26 protein-coding genes are annotated in these 25,718 nt (G+C 69.4%); 8 read left to right on the top strand and 18 right to left on the bottom strand.

The window, feature by feature from the left end; translation table 11 throughout:
• Positions 1–27 precede the first annotated feature (27 nt).
• From BQ2383_RS12965 to BQ2383_RS12940, 6 genes are read right to left on the bottom strand one after another with little or no spacing between them, the layout of a single operon-like run.
• Positions 28–828, bottom strand: coding sequence for an HpcH/HpaI aldolase family protein (locus tag BQ2383_RS12965; protein WP_091034679.1), 801 nt, complete (start codon positions 826–828; stop codon positions 28–30).
• Positions 813–1,598, bottom strand: coding sequence for a fumarylacetoacetate hydrolase family protein (locus BQ2383_RS12960; RefSeq protein ID WP_091034677.1), 786 nt, complete (start codon positions 1,596–1,598; stop codon positions 813–815). Before BQ2383_RS12960 ends, BQ2383_RS12965 begins: the two co-directional genes overlap by 16 nt.
• Positions 1,599–1,607: 9 nt before the next feature.
• Positions 1,608–2,771, bottom strand: a complete 1,164-nt coding sequence (gene hpaD / locus BQ2383_RS12955; protein ID WP_091034676.1) for a 3,4-dihydroxyphenylacetate 2,3-dioxygenase — start codon at positions 2,769–2,771, stop codon at positions 1,608–1,610.
• 33 nt (positions 2,772–2,804) lie between these two features.
• Positions 2,805–4,301: a 5-carboxymethyl-2-hydroxymuconate semialdehyde dehydrogenase gene (gene hpaE / locus BQ2383_RS12950; RefSeq protein WP_091034674.1), complete on the bottom strand. Its 1,497-nt coding sequence runs from the start codon at positions 4,299–4,301 to the stop codon at positions 2,805–2,807.
• Positions 4,298–4,981 (bottom strand): GntR family transcriptional regulator, encoded by a 684-nt coding sequence (locus tag BQ2383_RS12945; RefSeq protein WP_205829273.1) that lies wholly within the window; start codon positions 4,979–4,981, stop codon positions 4,298–4,300. Before BQ2383_RS12945 ends, hpaE begins: the two co-directional genes overlap by 4 nt.
• Positions 4,978–6,498 carry a fumarylacetoacetate hydrolase family protein gene (locus BQ2383_RS12940; protein ID WP_091034672.1) on the bottom strand — a complete coding sequence of 507 codons (1,521 nt, stop codon included), beginning with the start codon at positions 6,496–6,498 and terminating at the stop codon, positions 4,978–4,980. The genes BQ2383_RS12945 and BQ2383_RS12940 overlap by 4 nt, the downstream gene beginning before the upstream one ends.
• 154 nt (positions 6,499–6,652) lie before the next feature.
• On the opposite strand from BQ2383_RS12940, the gene BQ2383_RS12935 reads away from it, so the two are divergent.
• Entirely contained in the window at positions 6,653–8,032 is a 1,380-nt protein-coding gene (locus BQ2383_RS12935) for an MFS transporter (protein WP_091034670.1), read from the top strand.
• A gap of 86 nt (positions 8,033–8,118) precedes the next feature.
• Here the strand turns inward: BQ2383_RS12935 and BQ2383_RS12930 are convergent, their stop codons facing one another.
• Positions 8,119–8,829 (bottom strand): IclR family transcriptional regulator, encoded by a 711-nt coding sequence (locus BQ2383_RS12930; protein ID WP_091034669.1) that lies wholly within the window; start codon positions 8,827–8,829, stop codon positions 8,119–8,121.
• 145 nt (positions 8,830–8,974) lie between these two features.
• Between BQ2383_RS12930 and BQ2383_RS12925 the strand changes: the two genes are divergently transcribed.
• The 5 genes from BQ2383_RS12925 to BQ2383_RS12905 all read left to right on the top strand — a co-directional run bounded on the left by BQ2383_RS12925 (position 8,975) and on the right by BQ2383_RS12905 (position 14,541).
• Entirely contained in the window at positions 8,975–10,846 is a 1,872-nt protein-coding gene (locus tag BQ2383_RS12925) for an FAD-dependent monooxygenase (protein WP_091034666.1), read from the top strand.
• 83 nt (positions 10,847–10,929) lie between these two features.
• Positions 10,930–11,904, top strand: a complete 975-nt coding sequence (locus BQ2383_RS12920; protein WP_091034664.1) for an ABC transporter ATP-binding protein — start codon at positions 10,930–10,932, stop codon at positions 11,902–11,904.
• 1 nt (position 11,905) lies between these two features.
• Positions 11,906–12,661 (top strand): ABC transporter permease, encoded by a 756-nt coding sequence (locus BQ2383_RS12915; protein ID WP_091034661.1) that lies wholly within the window; start codon positions 11,906–11,908, stop codon positions 12,659–12,661.
• Positions 12,662–12,700: 39 nt separating this feature from the next.
• A complete protein-coding gene (locus BQ2383_RS12910; protein WP_091034659.1) occupies positions 12,701–13,915 on the top strand; it encodes a sensor histidine kinase in 1,215 nt (404 codons plus the stop codon).
• Entirely contained in the window at positions 13,912–14,541 is a 630-nt protein-coding gene (locus BQ2383_RS12905; RefSeq protein ID WP_091034657.1) for a response regulator transcription factor, read from the top strand. The genes BQ2383_RS12910 and BQ2383_RS12905 overlap by 4 nt, the downstream gene beginning before the upstream one ends.
• A 10-nt stretch (positions 14,542–14,551) precedes the next feature.
• Here the strand turns inward: BQ2383_RS12905 and BQ2383_RS12900 are convergent, their stop codons facing one another.
• Entirely contained in the window at positions 14,552–15,730 is a 1,179-nt protein-coding gene (locus tag BQ2383_RS12900) for a hypothetical protein (protein WP_091034654.1), read from the bottom strand.
• A 125-nt stretch (positions 15,731–15,855) separates the two neighbouring features.
• On the opposite strand from BQ2383_RS12900, the gene BQ2383_RS12895 reads away from it, so the two are divergent.
• A complete protein-coding gene (locus tag BQ2383_RS12895) occupies positions 15,856–16,236 on the top strand; it encodes a VOC family protein (protein WP_091034652.1) in 381 nt (126 codons plus the stop codon).
• Here the strand turns inward: BQ2383_RS12895 and BQ2383_RS12890 are convergent.
• Positions 16,233–16,661 carry a VOC family protein gene (locus tag BQ2383_RS12890; RefSeq protein WP_091034648.1) on the bottom strand — a complete coding sequence of 143 codons (429 nt, stop codon included), beginning with the start codon at positions 16,659–16,661 and terminating at the stop codon, positions 16,233–16,235. The genes BQ2383_RS12895 and BQ2383_RS12890 overlap by 4 nt on opposite strands.
• A gap of 21 nt (positions 16,662–16,682) precedes the next feature.
• Positions 16,683–18,332: a thiamine pyrophosphate-binding protein gene (locus BQ2383_RS12885; protein WP_091034645.1), complete on the bottom strand. Its 1,650-nt coding sequence runs from the start codon at positions 18,330–18,332 to the stop codon at positions 16,683–16,685.
• A 162-nt stretch (positions 18,333–18,494) separates the two neighbouring features.
• Here BQ2383_RS12885 and BQ2383_RS12880 point away from each other — a divergent pair, with 162 nt between their 5' ends.
• A complete protein-coding gene (locus BQ2383_RS12880; protein ID WP_091034642.1) occupies positions 18,495–19,004 on the top strand; it encodes a phosphoribosyltransferase in 510 nt (169 codons plus the stop codon).
• Between the two features lie 19 nt (positions 19,005–19,023).
• Here the strand turns inward: BQ2383_RS12880 and BQ2383_RS12875 are convergent, their stop codons facing one another.
• From BQ2383_RS12875 to BQ2383_RS12840, 8 genes are all read right to left on the bottom strand, one after another.
• Positions 19,024–20,547 (bottom strand): ATP-dependent DNA ligase, encoded by a 1,524-nt coding sequence (locus tag BQ2383_RS12875; RefSeq protein WP_091034639.1) that lies wholly within the window; start codon positions 20,545–20,547, stop codon positions 19,024–19,026.
• Positions 20,548–20,593: 46 nt separating this feature from the next.
• Positions 20,594–21,364: an enoyl-CoA hydratase/isomerase family protein gene (locus BQ2383_RS12870; RefSeq protein ID WP_091034636.1), complete on the bottom strand. Its 771-nt coding sequence runs from the start codon at positions 21,362–21,364 to the stop codon at positions 20,594–20,596.
• 12 nt (positions 21,365–21,376) lie between these two features.
• Entirely contained in the window at positions 21,377–22,540 is a 1,164-nt protein-coding gene (paaE, locus tag BQ2383_RS12865; RefSeq protein WP_091034633.1) for a 1,2-phenylacetyl-CoA epoxidase subunit PaaE, read from the bottom strand.
• A gap of 1 nt (position 22,541) precedes the next feature.
• A complete protein-coding gene (gene paaD, locus BQ2383_RS12860; protein WP_091034631.1) occupies positions 22,542–23,036 on the bottom strand; it encodes a 1,2-phenylacetyl-CoA epoxidase subunit PaaD in 495 nt (164 codons plus the stop codon).
• Entirely contained in the window at positions 23,030–23,893 is an 864-nt protein-coding gene (paaC, locus tag BQ2383_RS12855; protein ID WP_091034628.1) for a 1,2-phenylacetyl-CoA epoxidase subunit PaaC, read from the bottom strand. The genes paaD and paaC overlap by 7 nt, the downstream gene beginning before the upstream one ends.
• The gene (gene paaB, locus BQ2383_RS12850) at positions 23,890–24,195 is read right to left on the bottom strand and encodes a 1,2-phenylacetyl-CoA epoxidase subunit PaaB (protein WP_091034626.1); all 306 of its coding nucleotides are present in this window, start codon (positions 24,193–24,195) and stop codon (positions 23,890–23,892) included. The genes paaC and paaB overlap by 4 nt, the downstream gene beginning before the upstream one ends.
• Positions 24,195–25,169 carry a 1,2-phenylacetyl-CoA epoxidase subunit PaaA gene (gene paaA, locus BQ2383_RS12845; protein WP_091035850.1) on the bottom strand — a complete coding sequence of 325 codons (975 nt, stop codon included), beginning with the start codon at positions 25,167–25,169 and terminating at the stop codon, positions 24,195–24,197. Before paaA ends, paaB begins: the two co-directional genes overlap by 1 nt.
• A gap of 96 nt (positions 25,170–25,265) precedes the next feature.
• Entirely contained in the window at positions 25,266–25,685 is a 420-nt protein-coding gene (locus tag BQ2383_RS12840; RefSeq protein ID WP_091034623.1) for a pilus assembly protein CpaE, read from the bottom strand.
• Between the last annotated feature and the right edge of the window lie 33 nt (positions 25,686–25,718).

The following is a 25,718-nucleotide window of genomic DNA, read 5'->3' as shown; positions in this document are numbered from 1 at the left end:
AGCTCGCACACTGTTCGTGTGAGCAGTTCAGTAGCTGGCGCGCGCCGTTCCATCCGCGGCGATGAAGCGGGCGGCCAGGGCCTCGGATGCTCTGGCCAGCAAGGCGACGTCGGCGCCCACGGCCACGAAGTCGGCGCCTGCTGAGACGTACGCGTCGGCGGCGGCGGGATCGAACGCGTTCACACCCACGGCCTTGCCCGCGGCCTTCACCGCAGCGAAGACCTTTTCGACCGCAGCGGTGACATCAGGATGCGTCTGCTGACCGAGGAGTCCCATCGATGCTGACAGGTCGGACGGTCCGACGAAGACGGCATCCACGCCGTCGACCGCGGCGATGTCGGCCGCGGCCTCGACCCCTGCGGACGTCTCGATCTGCACGGTCAGCGAGACATGCTGCGCGGACTCCTGCAGATACCGGTCGACGCGGTTCCATCGGGCGCTGCGGGCCAGGGCGCTTCCCACTCCGCGCACACCCTCCGGCGGGTAGCGGGTGGCAGCCACGGCGGCGCGGGCCTCATCTGCGGAAGACACCATCGGGACGATCAGGTTCTGTGCCCCGAGATCGAGGATCTGCTTGATCGCGACCGTGTCGTTCGACGGCACCCGCACGAGCGGGGCGATCGGATAGGCGGCGACGGCCTGCAGCTGCTGCAGCACGGACTCGAGCGTGTTCGTCGAGTGCTCCATGTCGATCAGCAGCCAGTCGAGCCCAGACCCTGCGGCGACCTCCGCGAGAAGCGGGCTGCCGGAGCAGACCCACATGCCCACGAACGGGCGATCGGAGTCCGCGAGCTGTTCGCGGAAGGAGGGGTCTAGACGAAGCGGCATGCGATTGTTCCCATCGGTCCGTAATCGCACAGCACTTCATCGCCACGCGACACCCACATCGGGCGCGTGAACGATCCTGCCAGGATGATCTCGCCTGCTTCGAGACGCGCGCCGTGCTGATGGAACTTGTTCGCGAGCCAGGCGACACCGGTCGCCGGGTGGCCGAGGACTCCGGCGGCCACGCCGGTCTCCTCGATCTCGCCGTTGCGGGAGAGGACGCCCGGTACCCAGCGCAGGTCGATCTCGTCCGGACGTCGACGCTCCGTGCCGAGCACCATCGCACCGTAGGCGGCGTTGTCGCTGATGGTGTCGACGATCGTGCGACCCTCGAGCTCGATGTGGGAGTTGAGCACCTCGAGCGCCGGGACGGCGTAATCGATCGCCGCGAGAGCATCCTCGAGGGTGCAGTCGGGGCCTTCCAGCGGCGTCTTCAACACGAAGGCCAGCTCGACCTCGATGCGCACGTTCGAGAAGTGGTCCACCGGGATCTCGGCGCCGGACTCGTAGACCGTGTCGTCGAACATCACGCCGTAGTCCGGCTCGGTGATGCCCGTCGCCTGCTGCATCGCCTTGGACGTCAGCCCGATCTTGCGTCCGACGAGCCGACGGCCCGCTGCGAGGTTCTGGTCGCGCCAGACCCCCTGGATCGCGTACGAATCCTCGACCGTCGCCTCCGGGTACCGTGCGGTGATGCGCGGGATCACGCTGTGCGTGCGGTCGGCCTCGGCGAGCTCTGCCGCGATCGCCGAGATGGTCTCGTCTGACAGCATCCGTGCCTCCTAGAGCTGGTGGCCGAGCTTGTACTCGCCCTGCTTGTACTCGGGCATGGTCTTGTCGTCTTCGGCGCGGGTGTACGAGAAGCCGTCGGCGCCGATGGTCACCGCCATCTCGCTCGAGTCGGTGCGGGCGACGACGGGCTGCGGGTTGCCGTCGAGGTCGAGCACGAGCGAGGCATCCGTGTACCAGGAGGGGACGACGGGGTTGCCCCACCAGTCGCGGCGCTGGTTGTCGTGCACGTCCCACGTGACGACCGGGTTGTCGGGGTCGCCCGTGTAGTAGTCCTGCGTGTACACCTCGACGCGGTGTCCGTCGGGGTCGCGCAGGTACAGGTAGAACGCGTTCGAGACGCCGTGGCGGCCGGGGCCGCGCTCGATCGCATCGGAGCGGCGGAGCGCGCCGAGCTTGTCGCAGATCGCGAGGATGTTGTGCTTCTCGTGCGTCGCGAAGCACACGTGGTGCATGCGGGGCCCGTCGCCGCCGGTCATGGCGGTGTCGTGCACCGTGGGCTTGCGTCGCATCCACGCGGCGTAGACCGTGCCCTCCTCGTCCTGGATGTCTTCCGTGACGCGGAAACCGAGGTCCTGCATGAAGCCGACGGCCCGCGGCACGTCGGGGGTGACCTGGTTGAAGTGGTCGAGGCGCACCAGCTCGCCGGGAATGTGGAGGTCATAGCGCCACGACATCCGCTCGACGTGCTCGGTGGCGTAGAAGAACTCGTACGGGAAGCCGAGCGGATCGACCACGCGCACGGAGTCGCCGATGCCCTTGACGAAGCCGTTCTCGTTCCGACGCACGTCGCAGCCGAGCTCGGTGTAGAACTCGACCGCGCGGTCGAGTTCTTCCGGCGTGCGGACCCGGTACGAGAAGGCGGCGACGGCGGCGATCGGTCCCTTGCGCAGCACCAGGTTGTGGTGGATGAACTCCTCGGTCGAGCGCAGGTAGATCGCCTCGTCGTCCTCTGCGGTCACGTAGAGACCCAGGACGTCGACGTAGAACTGACGGGAGGCCGCGAGGTCGGTGACCACGAGCTCCATGTACGCGCAGCGGAGGATGTCCGGCGGCGTGCTCTTCGGCGTCGCCACGGGGTTCTCCGGGTGGATCGGCGCCTCCTGGGAGACGTAGAAACCGGAGGAGGTCAGGGTCATGTCTTCGCGGTGTGTCATGTCAGCGTCCTTGCGTGATCGGGCAGACGGGTTTCAGTTCTTGCCGAAGGTCGGGTTGTGGGCACCGCCGAGCGTGATGTGCACGCTCTGCTGGTCGGTGTAGAAGTCGATCGAGCGGTAGCCGCCCTCGTGACCGAGGCCCGAGGCCTTCACGCCGCCGAACGGGGTGCGGAGGTCGCGCACGTTGTTGCTGTTCAGCCACACCATGCCCGCCTCGACCGACTGCGCGAAGTTGTGTGCGCGCTTCAGGTCGTTGGTCCAGATGTAGGCCGCGAGCCCGTACTTGGTGTTGTTCGCGAGGGACAGCGCCTCCTCGTCGGAGTCGAACGGCGTGATCGCGACGACCGGGCCGAAGATCTCCTCCTGGAAGATCCGGGCGTCGGGGGAGACGTCGGCGAACACGGTCGGCGCGACGAAGTTGCCCTCGTCGAAGCCCTCGGGGCGACCACCGCCGGCGACCAGACGCCCCTCGGTCTTGCCGATCTCGACGTAGCTCATCACCTTCTCGTAGTGCTCGGGGTGCACGAGCGCGCCGACCTCGGTGGCCGGGTCGTGCGGGTAGCCGACCTTGACGCGCTTCGCCTGTGCGGCGTAGCGCTCGACGAACTCCTCGTAGATGGAACGCTCGACGAGGATGCGGGATCCGGCCGTGCAGCGCTCGCCGTTGAGGGAGAAGACGCCGAAGATCGTGGCGTCGACCGCGGCCTCGAGGTCGGCATCGGCGAAGACGACGGCGGGGGACTTACCGCCGAGCTCCATCGACAGGCCCTTGAGGAAGGGCGCGGCGTTGCCGAAGATCAGCTGACCGGTCGAGCTCTCGCCCGTGAACGAGATGAGCGGCACCTCGGGGTGCTTCACGAGCGCGTCGCCCGCGTCTTCGCCGAGGCCGTTCACGAGGTTGAAGACACCCTGGGGGAGGCCTGCCTCCTCGAAGATGCCGGCCCAGAGGGAGGCCGACAGCGGAGTGAACTCGGCGGGCTTGAGCACGACCGTGTTGCCGGTCGCCAGCGCGGGGCCGAGCTTCCACGACTCGAGCATGAAGGGGGTGTTCCACGGGGTGATGAGGCCGGCGACGCCGATCGGCTTGCGGTTGACGTAGTTCATCTGGCGCCCGGGCACTTTGAAGGCGTCGTCGGACTGCGCGACGATCAGATCGGCGAAGAAGCGGAAGTTCTCGGCGGCGCGGCGGGCCTGGCCCAGCGCCTGCGTGATCGGAAGACCGGAGTCGTATGACTCGAGCTCGGCGAGGCGCGCGTCGCGGGACTCGACGAGGTCGGCGATCTTGTGCAGCACGCGCGAGCGCTCGCGCGGCAGCATCCGCGGCCAGGGGCCCTCGTCGAACGCACGCTTGGCGGCGGCGACGGCGAGCTCGATATCGGCCTTCTTGCCAGCGGCGGCCGTCGTGTAGGTCTGGTTGGTGACCGGGTCGAGCACGTCGAAGGTGTCGCCGTCGACGGAATCGACGAATGCGCCGTCGATGTAGTGCTGGATGTGGTCGGGGAGGTCTGCGGGGATGCGCGAATCGGTCATGAGTCTTCTCCGGTCGTCGGGGCGGAACGGGTGTGCAGGGCGTCGAGGAACGCGTCCATCGTGCGCCAGCGGTGGTTGCGGGCGGCGAGTTCGATTTCGAGCGGGTCGGCGCCCGCGCGGATGAGTTCGAGGATCTGGGTGTGCTCCTCGACCGAGTGCCTGGCGCGCCCGGGGACCGACGCGAAGGTCGTGTCGCGGATGCCGGAGAGCCGCGACCAGCCGCGGTGCACGAGGTCGAGCAGATGGGGGTTGGGGCACGGCTCGAACAGCACCGAGTGGAACTGGCGGTTGAGTTCGGTGAAGGCGTGGGCGTCGAGGTGGTCGAGCATCTGCGCCATGCGCTCGTTGATGCGGGCGGCCTCGTCGAGGGCGGCCTCGTCGAGCAGGGGAGCGGAGAGCGCGGTGGCGCACCCCTCGACCAGGCCGAGCGTCTGCATCGTGTGGGCGTATTCGCTCTCGTCGACGAGTGTCACCCGCGCGCCCACGTTGCGCTCGAAGGTGACGAGACCTTCGGCTTCGAGGCGGCGGATCGCCTCGCGCACAGGGACGACGCTCATCTTGAGGTCTTCGGCGATCGAGCCCAGCACCAACCGGTAGCCGGGGCTGAACATGTGTCCCGTGATGCGCGAGCGGATCCACTCGTACGCGACCTCGGACTTGCTGGCCGTCGTCATCGTCATCGGGAGCTCCGGTGGGCCGTGGCCTCCTCGTAGCGGGCGCGCCACTCGGCGTTGAGCGGGAACAGGCCGTCTACCGGGTGGCCGGCGGCGACCTGTTCGGCGATCCACGCGTCTTCGACCTCCTGCGCGACCGCGTCCGCCGCGACCTCGGCTGCCAGGGCCGGCGGGATGACGATCACGCCGTCGCTGTCGCCGACGATGATGTCGCCCGGCTGCACGGTCGCGCCCCCGCAGGAGATGGTGACATCCACGTCCCACGGCACGTGCTTGCGGCCGAGGACCGACGGGTGCGCGCCCTGCGAGAACACGGGGAGTCCGATCTCAGCGACCGCGTCGAAGTCGCGGACCCCGCCATCGGTAACGACGCCGGCAGCGCCGCGGGTCTTCGCACGCAGGGCGAGGATGTCGCCCAGGGTGCCGGTGGTGGCATCGCCGCGGGCCTCGATCACGATGATCTCGCCGTCATCCACAGCGTCGAACGCCCGCTTCTGGGCGTTGTACCCGCCGCCGTGGGCCTTGAACAGGTCTTCGCGGAACGGCACGAACCGCAGGGTCTTCGCGGTGCCGACGATCTTGCTGCCGGGGATGTTCACCGACACCCCGTCGATGAAGCAGGAGTGGTGTCCGCGCTTGCGGAGCTGGGCCGAGAGCCCCGCTGTCGGAGCCTCGAGCAGCTGGGCGCGCAGCTCGGGGGAGAGGCGTGAGGGGTCAGGAATCGCCGCGTCGGCAGGGGTGCGCTCGGCATCCTGCGACCCCTCACCGGTGGGGGGCGCGAGCCCGGCGGCCTCGGCCGAGCCCCACGCCTCGGCGCGCTGCAGATCGTCGACGGCGGGGAGCGACCCGAGGTCGCCGTCGAACGGGACGTCGCCCTGGGTCACGGTGGTGACCAGGCGGCCGGAGGTCGGTGCGCCGGGAGCATCGGGAGCATCCACCTCGACCTCGACGACGTCGCCGGGGACGATGACCGAGGATCCCGCGGGGGTGCCCGTGAGGATGACGTCGCCCGGCTCGAGCGTGAAGTGCTGGGAGAGGTCGGCGACGAGTTGCGCGAGCGGGAAGATGAGCCCTGCAGTGGTGTCGTCCTGGCGGAGTTCGCCGTTGACCCAGGAGCGCACGCGAAGGGCGGTGGGGTCGACGGTGCGGGCATCGATCAGGTCGGGGCCGAGAGGGGTGTAGCCGTCGCCGCCCTTGGACCGGACGTTCGAGCCCTTGTCGTTCGCGCGCAGGTCGTACAGTCCGAGATCGTTCGACGCGGTGACCCACCCCACGTGGGACCAGGCGTCGTCGAGGGAGACGCGCCGGGCGGCGGTGCCGATGACGAGGGCGATCTCACCCTCGAAGGCCAGCAACTCGGTGCCGGCCGGGCGCTCGACCGAGCCGCCGGAGACACCGACGGAACTGGCCGGCTTGAAGAAATAGGAGGGGGCGGCGGGACGCCGGCCGCGCTGATCGGCGCGGGAGGCATAGCTCAAATGAATCGCGATGATCTTGCCGGGGCGGTCGATGGTATCCGTCACGGGGCGCCTCCTCGCGCTCGTCTGCGTGGTCGTGCAGGACGCCTTGTGCGTCGTATTCGAAATCATATATCATCGGTTCACCCCTCGGCAAGCACTCCGGATCCGCATCCGCTGCACGCCGTGACAATGCGGTCACAACCAAAGGAGACACCCCATGAGCGGGCAGTCACAGGATGGGTTCACACCCACCGGAACCATCGCGACAGCGGCCGATCGGCGCCGCGTCGTCTTCGCCACGGTCGTCGGCACCACCGTCGAGTGGTACGACTTCTTCATCTACGCGACGGCGGTCGGACTCGTGTTCGGCCAGCTGTTCTTCGAGCCGCTCGGCGCGGACAGTGCGCTCATCGCCTTCGCCACCGTCGGCGTGAGCTTCCTCTTCCGGCCGCTCGGCGCGTTCCTCGCCGGACACTACGGCGACAAGCTCGGACGCAAGACCGTGCTCATGTGGACGCTGATCCTGATGGGTGCGGCGACCGCCCTCATCGGCCTGCTCCCGACATACGAGACGATCGGCATCATGGCGCCGATCCTGCTGGTGCTCCTGCGCATCATCCAGGGCATCTCGGCCGGTGGCGAGTGGGGCGGCGCCGTGCTGATGGCCGTCGAGCACGCACCGCGCAAGAAGCGTGGCATCTTCGGGGCTTCGCCGCAGATCGGCGTTCCCCTCGGCCTGCTGCTCGCCTCCGGTGTGATGGCGTTGATGACCGTGATCGCCCCCGGCGACCAGTTCGCGATCTGGGGGTGGCGCGTGCCGTTCCTCCTCAGCGTGGTGCTGATCCTCGTCGGCTACTACGTACGCCGCAAGGTCGAGGAGAGCCCGGTCTTCACCGAGCTCGCCGCGCGCAAGGAGAAGGCGCGGATGCCGATCGCGCAGCTGTTCCGCAAGCACCTGCTGCTCGTGATCATCGCCGCGCTCGTGTTCGCCGGCAACAACGCGGTCGGCTACATGACCACGGGCGGGTACATCCAGGGCTACGCCACGAACCCGGAGGGGTCGATCGGCCTCGAGCGCGGTCCGGTGCTCTGGGCTGTCGCAGGCTCCGCGGTGACATGGCTGCTCACGACACTCCTGGCCGGCTGGCTGTCCGACCGCATCGGGCGCCGCACGACGTACGTCATCGGCTGGGTGCTGCAGCTGGTCGGCGTGTTCACGCTGTTCCCGCTCGTGAACACCGGTGAGATCGGCCTGCTGTTCGCGGGTCTCGCGATCCTGACGATCGGCCTCGGTTTCACCTACGGTCCGCAGGCGGCGCTCTACGCGGAGCTGTTCCCCGCCAGCATCCGGTTCTCGGGTGTCTCCATCTCGTATGCGATCGGTGCCATCGCGGGTGGGGCCTTCGCGCCGACCATCGCCACGGCCATCGTGAGCGCCACGGGCTCGACCGACGCCGTCACCTGGTACCTCGCCGGGATGACGCTGATCGGCCTGGTCGCCACGCTCCTGCTGCGCGACCGCTCCGGCATCCCGCTCGGGCCGGATCACGAGGAAGAGCAGTCCGTCAGCCCGATCTACGGACTCGTGAAGGCCTGAGCCGGCTGCTCGCGGCATCCGATCGAGAGCGTGCGTCCCGAGTAGGCGCACGCTCTCGTCGTTCCGCCCCCGCCGCGACCGGGCGATCAGCCGTCGAGCGCCTCGCGGATGACGGCGGCCGAGCGGTGCAGTCGCGCGGCGATCTGGGCGTCGTCGAGATCCGTCGCCACATGCACCACGGCGATCGCGGCCAGGCGCTGACTCCGCAGGACCAGCGGCACGGCCACGGACTGCACCGTGGGGATGACCTCGTCGTGACTGGTGGCATAGCCGCGGATTCTGGTGGCCTCCACGTCGGCGGGCAGTGACGCGGGAGCTTCGGCGGGCCATTCGGCGCTCGGCAGCTGGGCGAGGATCGCTTTACCCGGGGCGCCCACGGTGATCGGATGCCGGGCGCCGGGGCGCTGGGCGACGCTCGCGACGGCGTGCCGCGGTTCGACGCTGGCCAGCGTGATGCACTCGGCTCCGTCGAGCACGGCGAGGAAGCACGTCATCCCGAGCTCGTTGGCGATCGCGGTGAGCTCGGGGAGCGCCTCGGCCTGCAGATCGTGCGCGACGCCGGCCGCGAGTGCCGCCATGCGGGCGCCGAGGCTCACCGCTCCTGCCGCATCCCGCGTGACGAGCCCGTGATCCTCGAGAGTGCGCAGCAGGCGATACGCGATCGAGCGGTGCACGCCGAGACGGGTCGCGATCTCATCGATCGTGAGGGGGCCACGGGCGTCGGCGAGGACTTCGAGGATGCGGATGCCGCGACTCAGCGTCTGCGAGGCGGGGGAGGCGCTCGGGGTCTCGGGCATGCGTGCGCTCCCTTGCGATCACCGGCACAGCGGTTTAGGCTGTGTTCAATAGTAGAACAGTGTGTTCGAATATAGAACACATCACCCCTGAGCGCAAGACCCGTAGCGCAGGACCGACGAAGAAGTCCGGAAGGAATCGACGACGATGCAGTTCCACCACCACGGCTACGTCTCCGCAGACCCCCGCGTGCAGGACGCCGCCGGCGTCGGGCTCGACCGGCCGACCGACCTCCCCGATGAGCTCGACGTGCTGATCGTCGGTTCCGGGCCGGCCGGGATGCTCCTCGCCGCCCAGATGTCGCAGTACCCCGGCATCTCCACCCGCATCATCGAGAAGCGCGACGGCCGCCTCCCGTTGGGACAGGCCGACGGGATCCAGCCGCGCAGCGTCGAGACCTTCCAGGCCTTCGGATTCGCCGAGCGGATCATCGCCGAGGCCTACAACATCGGCTGGATGAACTTCTGGGGCCCGAACCCCGACAAGCGCGACGAGATCGTCCGCACCTCGCGCACCGCCGACTACGCCTACGACATCTGCGAGTTCCCGCACCTGATCGTCAATCAGGCGCGCGTGCTGGACTACTTCGCCGAGGCGGCCGCGAACGGCCCCGGCCGCATCGCCCCCGACTACGGGGTCGAGTTCGTGGGGCTCACCGTGCACGAGGAGGGTGAGTACCCGGTCGAGGTGCGCATCCGCTACGTCGCAGGCGAGCGCGCAGGGGAGGAGCGGACGATCCGCGCCAAGTTCGTCGCCGGGTGCGACGGCGCTCGCAGCGGCGTGCGACAGGCGATCGGGCGCACGCATGTCGGCGCCTCCGCCGCGCACGCGTGGGGCGTGATGGACGTGCTCGTCAACACCGACTTCCCGGACTGGCGGACCAAGTGCGCCATCAACTCCGAAGCGGGCAATATCCTGCACATCCCGCGGGAGGGCGGCTACCTCTCCCGCATGTACATCGACCTGGGCGAGGTCGCCGCGGACGACGACCACCGGGTGCGGCAGACGCCGATCGAGGAGATCATCCGCCGCGCCAACGAGATCCTCCACCCCTACACCCTCGATGTGCGTGAGGTCGCCTGGCACAGCGTCTACGAGGTCGGCCACCGCGTCACCGACGGGTTCGACGACGTGATCGACGAGTCGGGACGCACGCCGCGCGTCTTCCTCACCGGCGACGCCTGCCACACGCACAGCGCCAAGGCCGGTCAGGGCATGAACGTCTCGATGCAGGACGGCTTCAACCTCGGCTGGAAGCTCGGCTCGGTGCTCACCGGCCGCGCTCCGGAGGCGCTGCTGGCGACGTATGGCGCCGAGCGGCGTCCGGTGGCGCAGCAGCTCATCGACTTCGACCGCGAGTGGTCGAGCCTGATGGCGCGCAAGCCCGAGGAGATCTCCGACCCCGGCGACCTCGCGACCTACTACCTCGCGACGGCCGAGTTCCCGTCGGGCTTCATGACGCAGTACACCTCGTCGATGATCACCGGCGCCGACGCCCACCAGGCGCTCGCCGTCGGCTACCCCCTCGGCAAGCGCTTCAAGTCGGCCGAGGTCATGCGCGTGGGCGACGGTAACGTCACCCACCTCGGACACCACGCGAAGGCGGACGGCCGCTGGCGCGTCTACGCCTTCGGCGACCGCACCGGCGAGGCGCTCGCCGCCTGGGCAGCGGAGGCCGCTCCGTTGTTCGCGCGCTTCACTCCCGCGGATGCCGACGTCGACGCCGTGTTCGATGTGAAGGCCGTGTACCAGCAGCCCTTCGAGGAGGTGGAGGTCACCTCGGCGCCGGCCCTGTTCCAGCCGAAGACGGGTCCGCTCGGCCTCACCGACTGGGAGAAGGTCTATGCGGCGGGCCCCAGCAAGTGGTGCGAGACCGACATCTTCGCGGCACGTGAGCTCTCACGTGACGGCGTGGTGGTCGTCGTGCGACCCGACCAGTACGTCGCCGCCGTCCTGCCGCTGGATGCGGTGGACGAGCTCGCAGGCTTCCTCGACGGGGCACTGCTCCCGGCGCGCTGAATCTCCTCGGCATGACACGTGTCATGCCGAGGAGATGACACCTCCCTCCGGCGTCGTGATGCTCATCCCGCGAGGCTGGAGGCATGAACAACTCCTCCGTGGACGGGTCGGCGACGCGGGTCACCGCGCGTCCGGCATCCGAAGCCCCGAACCATGATCCGGTCGTCCTCGAACTGAAGGGCGTCACGCGCCACTTCGGCTCGGGCGACCGCCGTGTGCAGGCCGTCGGCGGGGTCGACCTGTCGATCCGCCGCGGCGAGGTCGTCGCGCTGCTCGGCCCGAACGGTGCGGGCAAGACGACGACTCTCGACATGCTCCTCGGGCTCACTCAGCCCAGCAGCGGCAGCGTCCGGGTGCTCGGCGTCACACCCGAGCAGGCGACCTCGAGCGGAGCGATCGGCGCGGTGCTGCAGACCGGCGGCCTGCTGGGCGACCTGACCGTGGGCGAGACCGTGCGCCTCATCGCCTCGCTGTACGGAGCGGAAGCGGCCGCCCGGGTGCCCGAGGTCATGGCCCGTGCCGACCTCGAACACCTCGCCCGCCGCCGCGTTGCCAAGTGCTCGGGGGGAGAACAGCAGCGGGTGAAGTTCGCGCTCGCGATGGTGTCCGACCCCGACATCCTCGTGCTCGACGAGCCCACGGCCGGCATGGACGTCACGGCCCGGCGGCACTTCTGGGACGTGATGCGGGCCGATGCGGATGCCGGACGCACGATCATCTTCGCCACGCACTACCTGGAGGAGGCGGAGCAGTTCGCCCGTCGGACCGTGGTGATGCACCGCGGCGCCGTCGTCGCGGATGCGCCCACCGCGCTGCTGCGAGCGAGCCTCGGGGAGCGGAGCGTATCCGCGACGGTCGGAGAGGACGGAGCGGCGCTCGTCGCGACGCTGAGCGCGACAGAAGGCGTGGTCGACGTGCGGCTCGACGGAGATCGTCTCAGCCTGCGGGCCGCGGACTCCGACGCCGCCGCCCGCATCCTGCTCGAACACGGCGCTCACGACCTGGAGATCGCCGCACCCACCCTCGAAACCGCCTTCACGGCTCTGACGGAGAACTGACATGCTCGTCTCACCCACCATGCTGCGCATCGAAGGCGTCCGCCAGCTGCGCAACCCTTACACGCTCGCGTTCACCCTGGCGATGCCGGTAGCGATGTACCTGCTGTTCGGAGCCGGGATGGGCTTCGGTTCGCTCTCGGCCGGGCACGGCAACGTCTCGTTCTACGTGATGACCTCGATGGCCGCGTACGGCACGGCGGTCGCGATGAGCTCTCTGACCTCGCTCGCCGCGACCGAGGCGAAGCAGGGCTGGGGGCGCCAACTCGCCATGACGCCGCTGACGACCGCGGGCTATGCGCTGACGAAACTGCTCACCTCCGTCGCCTTCGCGGCGCTGGCACTGGTGGCGGTCTTCGCCGCAGGCATGATGACCGGCGCGGAGGTAGAGGACGGCTGGCGCTGGGTGGCGACCGCGGGCATCATCCTCGGCATCGGCCTGATGTACGGACTGTTCGGGCTCGGTGTCGGCCTGTTCTTCAGCTCCGACTCGGCCGCGGCGCTCGCCTCGATCTCGATGACGTTCTTCGCGTTCTTCGGCAACGTCTTCATGCCCCTCGACGGGGTGATGCTCGACATCGCCCGGTTCACACCTCTCTACGGCTTCGTCGCCCTGAGCCGCTGGCCGTTGACCGACGGCACCCTCACCACCGGGCAGACGGATGAGCTGTGGATGCTGTTCCTCAACGTCGCCGTGTGGCTCGCACTGTTCGTGCTGCTGGTCACCCTGGGCATGAAGCGCTCCCGGGCGCGGCAGTAAGACGCCGGCCAGATCGGGCGACGACAGTAGGTTGGACGGATGACGCAGCACTCGAAGCGGGCCTCCTCGGAAGCATCCGAGGAGGCCCGGCGGTTCGCCGCCCTGGGAGCACCGCCGGCCGCGTGGTCGGCTCCGGGAGCGCGGGCCCCGCGTGGGCCGGTGGGAAAGGATCCCTGGGCGCGGTTCGGCTGGCTGATGGCCGTGATCTGGCTGGTCTTCCTCGTGTACCCGGTGATCGCACTGCTGCGTTCCGAAGCGCCGCTCGCGTGGATCGTCGTCGGCTGGATCGCACTGGTCGTCTTCGTCGTGCTGTACGTCACCGGTTTCATGCACGGCATGCGAGGCGGTGGAGGACTGGGGAGGCCGCCGTCGACACGACAGTGGGCCACGTTCGTGGTCCTCATCGTCTGCGTGCTGGTCTCGGTGCCGGCCGAGGGCGGATCGGCGCTCAGCTTCCTGCCGTTCATCATGTCGTTCGCCTCGTACGGGCTGACGCGCGTGTGGCACTGGATCACGACAGCCGCAGCCGTGATCGTCGCGGCTCTGTGTGTGTTCCTCCTTCCCGGAGGCCTCAGCTACCTCTCGGTGCTGGCGATCATCGGGCTGCTCGGCGTGGTGAACACGGTGTCGACCTGGCTCATCATCCGCTCCGCTGAGGCCGAACAGCTCGGGCTCGAGCTGGCCACGAGTGAGGGTCGCGAAGCCGTCGCCCGCGACGTGCACGACCTGATCGGCCACTCGCTGACGGTCGTCGGTCTCAAGGCGCAGCTCGTGCGCCGGCTCATGGACTCCGATCCGGAGCGGGCCAAGGCCGAGCTCGCCGATATCGAACGACTGACCGCGGAGGCGATCGCGGGGGTGCGGTCGTCGGTGGCCGGTGCACGGGCGACGACGCTCGTCGAGCAGCTCGCCTCGTCGCGGGACTCTCTCCGTGCGGCGGACATCGACCTGCGCGTCGACGGGGAGCCGGCGGCTCTGTCTCCGGTGCAGGCGATCACCGCGAGCTGGATCCTGCGCGAGGCGACGACCAACGTACTGCGCCATTCCGAGGCGCGCACCGTGCGAGTGCTGTTGGCGCCGGGGCGGCTGGTGGTCGAAGACGACGGGATCGGCCTGGCGGAGGGCGCAGGTGATGGCGCGGGCAACGGGATCCGCGGCATGCGCGAACGCGCGGCGGAGGCGGGTGCGGGTTTCCATATCACCGCGGCGCGTGAAGCCGAGGGCTCAGGGACCCGGGTGGAGGTGACCTGGTGACGACAGCAGGGGAAGCCGGCGGCATCCGGCTGCTGATCGCGGATGACCAGGCGCTGGTGCGCGGGGCGCTGGGTGCGCTGCTCGATCTGGAGTCGGACCTCACCGTGATCGGCATGGCAGCCGACGGCGCGGAGGCGCTGCGGCTCACTGAGGAGCTGCGGCCGGATGTGTGTCTGATGGACATCCAGATGCCCGACATGGACGGCGTGGAGGCGACGCGACGCATCCGCGAGGTGAGTCCGGACACGCGCATCCTCGTCGTGACCACGTTCGCGCGCCCCGGCTACCTGCGCTCGGCGCTGGATGCCGGAGCCAGCGGGTTCATCGTGAAGGACACTCCCGCCGAGCAGCTGGCGGAAGCCGTGCGCCGGGTGCACTCCGGATTGCGCGTGCTGGACCCGGCGCTCGCGGCCGACAGCCTGTTCGACGGCGCCAACCCGCTGAGCGACCGGGAGCGTCAGGTGCTGCGCCTCGCCGCGGACGGGCGGTCGGCGGCGGCTATCGCGGCGGAGGTGTTCCTGTCGGCCGGAACCGTGCGGAACCACCTCTCGGCGGCGATCGGGAAGACGGGCGCGGCGAACCGGGCGCAGGCCGTGCGGATCGCCCTCGACAAGGGCTGGATCTGACGCTCAGCCGTCACGCGGATGCGGTGTGGGCTCGCTGTGCCGCGGCCTGCTTCTGCCGGGCGAGCCAGTTGTGCCCGGCGATCGCGGCCCGGACTTCGGCGGAGTAGTCCCTTCCGCCGTCCGGGTGATGCCGGAGGTTCCTCCGGTGGAAGGGAGACTCCTCGCGGTGCGGGCCGCTGCGGTCGATGCGCTGGGCGAGTCCGGTGAGGCTGTCGCGGCCGGCTTCGTGATACTCCTGACGCTCGGCCTCATCCAGGCGGATCAGGCACGAGTCCTCGGCCATCGAGGTGATCGTGTACCGGGAGTCGAGGTACAGGTCGCCCTGCTGTTCGACCAGGAACCACGAGCCGGGCTCGTGATCGACGTAGCGCATCGCATCGCGCGCCTCGGCGATGCGCGCGGCGTCGCTCCACTCCTCGACGGGAGGGATGGCTTCGAGGGGCCGTCGCATCGCGGCATCCAGCGGGTGGTACCCGAAGGTCGGGGAGGAATCGCGATACAGGGTGAGGCAGGCGACCCGGCCGCACGCGGTGCACGTGACCTGGCTCTCGACCCGCTCCATCAGGGCGGAGGCGTGGAGCAGCCGGAGATCGGCGAGGCTGACGGCTCCGCTGGACTCCCTGAGTACTCCCGCCTCGACCCCCGCCAGGAGAGCGTCGACGGTGCCGTCCACATCGAAGGAGCCGTCGCCGGTGCGCACGATCAGTTCGCGGCACACCGGGCAGTCCTCGTCGGCCGGACGGCACGTCTCCTTCGGGTCATCCACGGTGATGGCCACGCGCTGCAGGTCTCCGGCGCGACGGCCCCCGTGCTTCACGAACTCCGGGCGCAGATACGCTGCCTCGAGGACGAAGTAGCGGTCCCCGTCGGCGAACCTCCAGGGGACGTCGAACGTCGCCTTGAAGTCGGCGAAGGTCGCATCGTTGTCGACCCCCGGGAGCCACTCCGCGGCGTCGAGGCCACGCGGAGTGAACGGCGTCGGCGTGAGATGCAGGATCACGGCGACGACCGCGTCGTCGTGCAGCACGATCTCTCCGCCCGACTCGAACAGCAGATGCTGCGAGAGCACGGCGGGTTCGCCGATGCTGCGCTCCGTGGTCGCCACGGGGTCGCCGCCGAATGCATCGATCAGGCGACGCACGGGGGCGTCGTCACGTGCCAGGCAGAGGGCGTCGAGAATCAGGGGCATCCGGTCATGCTCTCGACGTCGCGTCACCCGACCAGTATCGGTCACCGACCGCTCTGGTGCGATGTCGGTGGCCGCGCGTACCGTGGACGCCGATGGGCGACGGCGCCCGACAGGAGGAGTGCGTGATGGATTGGAAGATCGAACTCATCTTCGTCCCGGTCTCGGATGTCGACCGGTCGAAGGCCTTCTACGAGAAGATCGGCTTCCACGCCGACCACGACCAGACCCCCGTCGAGGGGCTGCGGTTCGTGCAGATGACTCCACCGGGTTCGGCCTGCTCGATCGCCTTCGGCACGGGCCTCGGGAACGATCTGGAGCCGGGGCAGCAGAACTCGATCCAGGTCGTGGTGCCCGATGCCGATGAGGCGCTGGCGCACCTGCGAGGTCTCGGCGTAGAGGCGCAAGGTGTGGAAGACCTGGACTGGGGGCGGTTCGTGTCCTTCGACGACCCCGACGGCAATACCTGGACGCTGCAGGAACTGCCCGACTACGGAGCTCAGGGCTAGACGGCGGTGGTCGCCGGCGTCTGCGTCCGTGTCGACGCGACATCGGCGACCACCTCGACCTTGAAGCCCGCGGCGTTCTCGAGCCAACCCGCGTAGTGCTGTTCGCCGCCGGCGTGCGGGTAGCGCTCGGCGTAGAGAGGGAGCCAACCGTGCGTCGGGGCCTCGGCCATGAGCGCATCCACAGCAGCGGGGTCGCCACCGTGGAACGCCAGATGGTTGAGCCCGGCGCGGCGGCGGTCGTGCGCGGCATCCGACAGGTTCGGCGAGGTCGTGAAGGTGAGGTAGGTCCCGCCCGCAGCCCAGGATTCCCCGTCGGACCATTCGCTGTCGAGCGTGAAGCCCAGACGATCGAGGATCCAGCGCCATTCGGTGCGCACGGCATCGAGGTCGGCGACCCACAGTTCGACGTGATGGAGACCCGGCATCATCCGAGTCTGCCAGTCGCGTCAGGAGTTCACGCGGATGATCTCCTGCTGGTAGGGAGCGATGACATCCCCGGAGATACGCAGGTCGAGGAGCAGGAAGCGGCGGGTGGAGGCATCCTCGGCGGCCCAGCTCTCGAGGCGGTCGAGGTCGGCGAGCGTGCGCACCACCACGCCCTCGGCACCGACGGCGGCGCCGAACGCGGCGAAGTCCACCTCGGGGATGCGCATGGGTCCCTCGGCCAGGCCCTTGAGGCCATACAGGTTCACCTCGGCGCCGTACGCCGCGTCGTTCCAGACGACGGCCATGCCCCGGCCACCGGCCGCGCGGACCGCAGATTCGAGGTCGGCGATCGCCATCAGCCCGCCGCCGTCGCCGGAGGTGAGTACGACGGTCGATTCGCGCCTGGCCAGAGCGGCCCCGACGACGCTCGGCCAGCCCTGCCCGATGGACTGGAATGCCGTGCCGATCATCATCATGCGGTCGGGGGCGGCGACCGGCCAGTACATGTTCGCCCAGCCGATGAAGTGGCCGCCGTCGGACACCACGATGCGGTCCTCGGGAAGCAGCTCGGCGATGCGACGCGCGGCCGACCGCGGGTCGAGGCGTCCATCGGTGGCGAGTTCGTCGCCGGCGTCGTAGATGCGGGCCGCCGCGACGTCGACGCGCTCCCGCCACGGGCTCGACGACAGGGAACCACCGAGCCGTGACACGAGAGCCTCGGCGGCCAGGCGGGCGTCGGCGCGTACGAATCCGCCGACGTGGGCATGGGTGGCGGCGGGGGCGATGTCGACCTGGAAGACCCGCGTCCCCGGCGCGAAGAGTTCGCCGAACCGCATCGTGAACTGGTTCAGGGAGGCGCCGAACACCACGGCGACATCGGCTGTGCGCACGAGTTCCATCGCGCCGTCCGCGCCGAAGCCGCCGGTGACGCCGAGGTCGTACTGCGTGTCGGGGAAGACACCCCGTCCGAGAGCCGAGGACGCGGTCAACGCGCCGGTCGCCGCGGCGAGCTCGCCCAGCGACGTGCTGGCGTCGGAGAGCCATGCGCCGCGGCCGGCGAGGAGGAACGGGCGCTGGGCGGTGCGCAGAGCATCAGCGATCTCGTCGAGCATCCCCTCGGCGAACTCCCCACGCGGCGCGAGCGGAGCGGGCACCCGCGGCGACGGGGCCGCCGGAACCTCGCCGGCTTCGAGCGCCGCGACGTCGTAGGGGATGGCGAGGACGACCGGGACGCGGTAGGTCAGGGCGTGCTCGATGGCGATGATCGTGGTGGCTGCGGCATCCGCTCGGCCGACCGTATAGGTGCGGGCGCCGACGGCGGAGGCGAGCGCGATCTGGTCGACGTCCCACGGGCGCGGGCCGGAGGTGGGCTCGTCGCCGACCACGAGCACGAGGGGGACATGCGCCTGCACGGCCTCGGCCAGGGCAGTCAGCGTGTTGGTGAACCCGGCGCCGTACGTCGAGGTGCCCGCGGCGATGCGCCCGGACGCGCGGAAGTGGGCGTCGGCGGCGACCACGGCGCCCTGCTCATGGCGGACGGCGGTGAAGGAGGCATCCGTCTGCGTCTCGATGGCGTCGAGGAAGTAGGCGTTGCCGTTGCCCATCACGCCGAACACGGAGTCGATGTGCTGAGCGAGAGTGAGGGCGACGTGCGCGGAGACGGTGGGCATGCGAAAGCCTTTCGAGACAGGGACGGAGGAAATGCGGATCCGTATGTGTCTCGCCTCCGCGTCTTCGCGAAGTGCTTCGTGCCTCTTTTTCAGGCACCGGCCGGGCCGGACCCGCTCAGTCTAGCGGCGAGAGTGCATACCAGGATGCGAGAGAATGCAGAGATGACGGATGCGGCGCTCGAGCGCGAGACACTGACCTGGGACGGCTTCGGAGCGGCGACACGAGAGCTGGCGCGGAGCATCCTCGCCACCGGCTTCGAGCCGGAGGTGGTCGTGGCGATCGCTCGGGGCGGGCTGCTCCCGGCCGGAGCCATCGCATACGGGCTCGGTGCCAAGAACTGCGGAGCGATCAACGTCGAGTTCTACACCGGGATCGGCACGGTGCTCGATGCGCCCGAGGTGCTTCCGCCCGAGCTCGACATGGCATACCTCGACGGGCGCCGGGTGCTGCTCGTCGACGACGTGGCCGACTCGGGGCGCACGCTCGCGCTGGCCGTGCAGCTGTTGCAGGAGAAGGGCGCCGACGTGCGGTCGGTCACGATCTACACTAAGCCCTCGACGATCATCCAGCCCGACTTCGCCTGGAAGGACACCGACCTGTGGATCAACTTCCCGTGGTCGTTCCAGGGCACGGTGCGCGAAGAGGATCTGGGTCTCGCACCCTCGGCCTGAGCCACGGTCACCCGTCGGTTCATCCCCGCAGCAGCGACCGCAGCGTCTGGATCGTGTCGGCCTCTGCCGCGGTCTTGTCGGGTCGGTACCCCTTCACCCGGGCGAAGCGCAGCGCGATGCCACCCGGATATCGCGGGGAGCGCTGCACACCGTCGATCGCGATCTCGACGACGATGTCGGGGCGCAGGAACACGGTGGATGCCGTGCGGTGCGACTCGTGCTCGGGAAACTCGGTGGTCTGCCACCGCAGCAGCTCGTCGGTGAGCCCCTTGAAGGTCTTGCCCACCATGACGAATCCGCCGGGGTCGCCGAACTCGCCGTCGGGGTCGCGCGCGCCGAGGTGCAGGTTCGAGAGCCAGCCCCGACGACGCCCGGAGCCCCACTCCGCGCCCAGGACCACCAGGTCGAAGGTCAGCACCGGCTTGACCTTGACCCACGACTTGCCGCGGCGCCCGGCGGCGTAGGGGGCGTCGATCGCCTTGACCACGACACCCTCGTGTCCGGCGGCGAGGGCGTCGCGCGACAGCTGCTCGGCGGCGTCGGCATCGGCCGTGACGATGCCGGGCATCCGCCATTCGCCGGCCACGCGTTCCAGCTCGGACAGCCGCGTCGAGAGCGGCTCGTCGAGCAGGTCGCGTCCGTCGACGTGCAGCACGTCGAAGAACCAGGGTCGCAGCACGAGCTCCCGCGAGACCTCGGCCCCGAAGCGCGACATGGTCTCCTGGAACGGTCGCGGCCCGCCGTCTTCGTCGAGCGACAGCGTCTCGCCGTCGAGGATGATGTCGTGCACCGGCAGCGACCGCACGATCTCGACGATCTCGGGCACGCGGTGGGTGATGTCGGCGAGGCTCCGCGTATAGACGCCGACCTCGTCGCCATGACGATGCACCTGGATGCGGGCCCCGTCGAGCTTGTACTCGACGGACGCTTCACCGGTGACCTGCAGCGCCTCCGACGCGGTCGCCGCCGTCGACGCCAGCATCGGCAGCACCGGTCGCCCGACCTGGAGCCCGACCGCCTCGAGGTCGCCTTCAGCCCCCGCGAGGGCGATGCGCGCGGTCTCGCCGAGGTCGCCCGACAGCATCGCCGCCCGCCGGACGAGAGCCGCAGGACGGTCGGCCGCCCGGGCGATCGCGTCGAGGAGGACGCCCGACAGTGCGCCGGTGCGCAGCTCGCCGAGCATCGCACGCACGAGGAAGTCCCACTCAGCCGCGGTCGCTCGTGAGCCGAGATCGATGAGGATGCCGGTGCGGCCCGCCGCCGAGCCCGAACCGGACGTCGAGGCGAGGGCATCGAGCGAGTCGTCGACATCGCCGACCGTCAGGGTGGATTCGTCGGAGTGGGCGATCTCGATGGCCGAGAGCCCGCGCCATCCGACGCCCAGCCTGCCCTGGCGCGGTGCCGCGAGGAGGAGACCCACGACGATCGGGAGCTCGGAGGTATCGGCGCGCGCGAGGAGCTCGGCGAGGGCATCGATCTTGGCGAGCCGGGACGATGTGGCGCCGACGCGGTCGGTCGTGGTGACGAGCTCTGCGAGCTTCATCCGAGCATTCTCGCACCGGCCTCCGACATCGGGTCGGTGCCGCGTCTCAGCGGCCGCGGAACTCGGGCTTCCGCTTCTCCTGGAAGGCGGCGAACCCTTCGCGGTAGTCATCGGTGTCGCACAGGGCGGCCTGCGCCGCGTTCTCGATGCCGACCGCGTCCCACAGCGCGAGACGCTCGTCGCGGATGCGGGCGATCAGTTCCTTGCTCGCCAGGAACGCCGCTGTGGCGCCGCGGGCGGCGGCGGCCGCGGCATCCGTCGTCGCCTGGACGACCTCATCGTCGGGGAAGACCCGCGAGAACAGGCCCGATGCCACGGCCTCCGCCCCGCTCATCAGGCGTCCCGTGTAGATGAGGTCGAGCGTCTTGTGCGCCCCGAGCCGGTCGAGGAAGAGCGCATGGCCGCCGGAGTCGAGGGTCGCGCCGAGCGCGGCGAACGGGGAGCCGATCTTCGCGGACTCGGCGACGTAGACGACATCGGTCGCGATCAACAGGCCGAGGCCGACGCCGAGACAGGCGCCGTGCGCCACCGCGAAGGTCGGCGCAGGGAACCGCGCCATCCGCTGCAGCAGCGGGGTGACGAGCCCGCCGAGGTAGCCGAGTACATCGTCGTTCCGCGGGTCGACGCCCGAGATGTTCCGGCCGGCGCAGAACGCACGCCCCTCACCGCGGAGCACCAGTGCACGCACGCCCGCGACCTCCGCGGCCTCGTAGGCGGCATCCAACTCGGCCAGCGCCCGCTCGTCGAGAGCATTGAGTTTCGCCGGCGCATTCAACACGATCGTCGCGACGTCGTCGGCGACGGTGAGGTCGATCATGAAGGCTCCTGGTCAGACGTCGTAGTCGACGACCACACGGTCGCTGGTCGGGTGGGACTGGCAGGTGAGGACGAACCCGCGTTCGAGCTCGTCCGGCTCCAGGGCGTAGTTCTCGGTCATGGTGACGCTGCCCTCGAGCACGCGTGCTCGGCAGGTGCCGCAGACCCCGCCTGCACAGGCGAAGGGCGCATCGGGGCGCACGCGCAGGGCGGCGTTCAGCACCGACTCGTGCGCGTCGACCGGGCTCTCGACCGTCGACGAGACACCGTCGAGGGTGACCTCGATCCGCACGGTCTTCTCGCCGGCGCGCACCTGCACCGGTCGGGCCGCGCGAGCCGGCTCGTCTCCGGTCGTGAAGAGCTCGAAGCGGATGTGCGACCGGTCGACGCCGACGTCGGCCAGCACCTCGCGACAGAGGTCGACCAGGGCGAGCGGTCCACAGAGGAACCATTCGTCGACGGTGGCCGGAGGGATGAGCGTGCCGAGGATCGTGCGCAGCTTCTCGTCGTCGATCCGCCCCGAGAGCACCGGTGCCGCCCGCTGCTCTCGGGAGAGCACATGGTGCAGCACGAGCCGTGTCGGGTATCGATCCTTGAGGTCGGCGAGGTCCTCGAGGAACATCACGTCCAGCGTCGCCCGGTTCGTATAGAGCAGCGTGAATCTCGACGTGTCCGACCGGGTCAGCACCGTGTGCGCGAGCGCCATCAGCGGCGTGATGCCGGAGCCGGCGGCGATCCCGACCACGTGCCGGTCGTCGAGGTCGGGAAGCGCCGAGGTGAACGTGCCCTGCGGGCTCATCACGTCGATCTCGAATCCGGGCTGGAGTCCGGTCTGCGCCCACGTCGAGAACAGCCCGCCCTCGTCGCGCTTCACCGCGACGCTGAGGCGCGTGTCGTGCCCGTCATAGCGGTGCTCCGGCGCGCGGCACAGCGAATAGGAACGCCGCACCTCGACCCCGTCGAGGGTCGTGCGCAGGGCGACGTACTGGCCGGGCAGATGGTCGTACTCGGCGGCCAGGGCGGCGGGCACCGTGAACGAAACCTCGACCGCGTCGTCGGTGAGCGGACGTACGTCCTCGACCGTGAGCGTGTGGAAGCGGGCGCGCTTTCGAGGAGCGGTCTCGCGGGAGGTCGTCGCGCGGGGGACGGAAGCCGGCGCGGACGTGAAGAGCGACATGTCAGTGCACCTTGAAGTGGTCGAAGGGCTCGAGGCAGGCCCGGCATTCGAACAGCGCCTTGCACGAGGTGGAGCCGAAGTGGGACACCTCACGGGTGTCGAGGGAGCCGCAACGCGGGCAGCGCACGCTCAGCGAGAGCCGGATCGGTCCGGTCGACACCGCGGCGCGGCCGGACGGCGGGGCGATGCCGTAGGCGGCGAGCTTGGCCTTGCCGGCATCCGACATCCAGTCGGTCGTCCAGGCGGGGGAGAGGACGAGGCGCACCTCGACCCGGTCGTATCCCGCCGCCGTGAGCGCGAGGATGACGTCGTCGCGGATCGTGTCCATCGCTGGGCAGCCGCTGTAGGTCGGGGTGATGTCGACCCGCACGCGATCGCCGTCCGCCTCGACAGCGCGGAGCACACCGAGGTCCTCGATCGTGAGGACGGGCACCTCGGGGTCGGGGACCGCAGCGGCGATGCGCCAGGCATCCTGGGTCGGAGTGAGGGTCACCATGACGCCCCCGGATGCCGCCGTGCGAGCACCTGCATCTCGGCGAGGACGTGGCCGAGCGGCGTCGCGTGGGCACCGTGCCGTCCGCCGGCGGAGGATGCCGCGACCGCCGGGACCGGCAACTCCGCCTCGGTGAAGACCGTGTCGACCACGCCGTCGAATCCGGCTCGGAGGCTCGACGGGCGCACCGCGGCATCACCGAGACGCTCGATCAGGTCGTCGTCGCGGAACAGCTCATCGACATACGGCCAGACGTCGCCGATCGCACGGATGATCCGGGTACGGGACTCCTCGGTGCCCCCGGCGAGGCGCAGCATCCACTGCACCGCGTGGTCCCGGTGGTAGTCGACCTCTTTGAGGGACTTCTCCGCGATCGCCCCGAACGTCTCGTCGCTGCTCGCCCGGAGGGCCGAATAGAGCTCGAACATGTATGTCGCCACCACGAACTGCCGGGCGATCGTCTGGGCGAAGTCGCCGTTGGGCTGCTGCACGATCCAGGCGCACCGGAACTCGGGCTCGTCGCGGAAGAAGGCCAGGTCGTCTTCGCTGCGCCCGTCGTACGACCCCGCGTAGTGCAGGAAGGACCTCGCGTGCCCGAGCAGGTCGAGGGCGATGTTCCCGAGGGCGACGTCTTCTTCGAGTTCGGGGGCGCGGGAGATCCAGGCGCCCAATTGCTGGGAGAGGATGAGCGCGTCGTCACCGAGGCGCAGCGCGTACTCCGCGATGTCGGCCGATGCGGCGACCGCGCCGGTGCCGGAGAGCTCCTGCGAGAGGCGGAGCTCATCGACCGAGACATCACCGTGGACGTCGCCGTGGACGTCGATGTTCTCGTGCGCGGTGTTCGGGTGCGCGGTGCTCACAGGTGCGGCACCCCCTCGGAGGCCGTGTAGTACACGGCGTGACGATAGTTCTTGCCGACGGGGCTCTCGAAGTAGGCGCCCTTGGCGTCGGGGTCGCTCGTCGTGATCGCCTCAGCCGGTGCGACCCAGATAGACACGCCCTCGCCGCGACGCGTGTAGAGGTCGCGGGCGTTGCGGATCGCCATCTCGGCATCCGGGGCGTGCAGCGAACCGACGTGCACATGGCTCAGCCCGCGGTTCGCGCGGACGAACACCTCCCACAGCGGCCAGGGTTCGCGTTCGTCGGCTCCCGGAGTCGCCATCACGCCACCGCCTTCGTCTTCAGGGACTGCTTGCGCGCATACTCGGCCGCGGCCTCCCGCACCCAGGCGCCCTCTTCATGCGCGGTGCGACGGCGCTCCAGCCTCTCGGCGTTGCACGGACCGTTGCCGCGCAGCACTTCGAAGAACTCGTCCCAGTCGATCTCGCCGATCACGTACTGCCCTGTCGCCTCGTCGAAACGCAGGTCGGGATCGGGCAGGGTCACGCCGAGGATCTCGGCCTGTGGCACGAGCATCCCGACGAAGCGCTGACGCAGCTCGTCGTTCGTGAAGCGCTTGATCTTCCATTTCATGGACTGCGCCGAGTTCGGGGACTGGTCGTCGGGCGGCCCGAACATCGCCAGGCTCGGCCAGTACCAGCGGTTCACGGCATCCTGTGCCATCTCGCGCTGCTCGTCGGTACCGCGCATGAGGGAGAGCAGGATCTCGAAGCCCTGGCGCTGGTGGAACGATTCCTCTTTGCAGACCCGCACCATCGCGCGTCCGTAGGGGCCGTATGACGCGCGGCACAGCGGGACCTGGTTGCAGATCGCCGCCCCGTCGACGAGCCAGCCGATGGCGCCCATGTCGGCCCAGGTGGGGGTCGGGTAGTTGAAGATCGACGAGTACTTGGCCTTGCCGCTGATGAGCTGGTCCATCATCTCGTCGCGAGTGGTGCCCAGGGTCTGCGCGGCGGAGTAGAGGTAGAGGCCATGGCCCGCTTCGTCCTGCACCTTGGCCATCAGGATTGCTTTGCGCTTGAGGCTCGGGGCGCGCGTGATCCAGTTGCCCTCGGGCTGCATGCCGATGATCTCGGAGTGCGCGTGCTGGGAGATCTGGCGCACCAGGGTCTTGCGGTAGGCGTCGGGCATCCAGTCGCGCGGCTCGATGCGCTGCTCGTTCGCGATGAGTTCGTCGAAGAGACGCTCCTCATCGGAGATCTCGCCCACGAGGGACAGGTCTGCGGGACTGGTCATCATCGACTCCTCGGCATCAGGCCATCTTTACTGACCGATCGTTAGGTAATTCTGACACAGAGGATGGCCGGTTTCAACACGTCCCCCGAGCGCGGGTCAGTGCGAGCGGGAGATCAACTCCAGCAGAGCGCGACCATATGCTTCGGACGGGTCCGGATGCTCGAAGATCTCGGAGGTGTCCGCGATCTCGATCTCGACGCGGAAGGCATCCTCGACACGCGTCAGTGAGCGGAAGGTGCCGCGCAGGAGCTCGCGCAGTTGGTCTTCGCGCGGTAGCCACACCGCGTCGGCGAGCGTCACCGCGTCGAGCGCCCACTCGGTCGTGCCGTTGAAGGCGAGGTCGGTTCCGCTCGGGGTCTGCCTGGCCTCGATCGTCATCTCGCTGACCGTGAAGATCTCGGCCTCCGCCTCGAGTTCGACCTCGTCGGGCAGATCGAGCTGGAAGCGGTCGCCCTCCGCCGGGTGCCAGACGAGTCCGGCCTCTCGAAGGGTGACGGCGAGCTCGCGAGTGATCATTCCTTCACGCTAGACGACGGATGCGCGCCCGGG

Source organism: Microbacterium oxydans (genome assembly GCF_900095745.1).
Classification (GTDB): Bacteria; Actinomycetota; Actinomycetes; order Actinomycetales; family Microbacteriaceae; genus Microbacterium; species Microbacterium oxydans_B.
The sequence above is the reverse complement of the archived record's forward strand: the minus strand, read 5'-3'. Positions and strand labels throughout refer to the sequence as shown.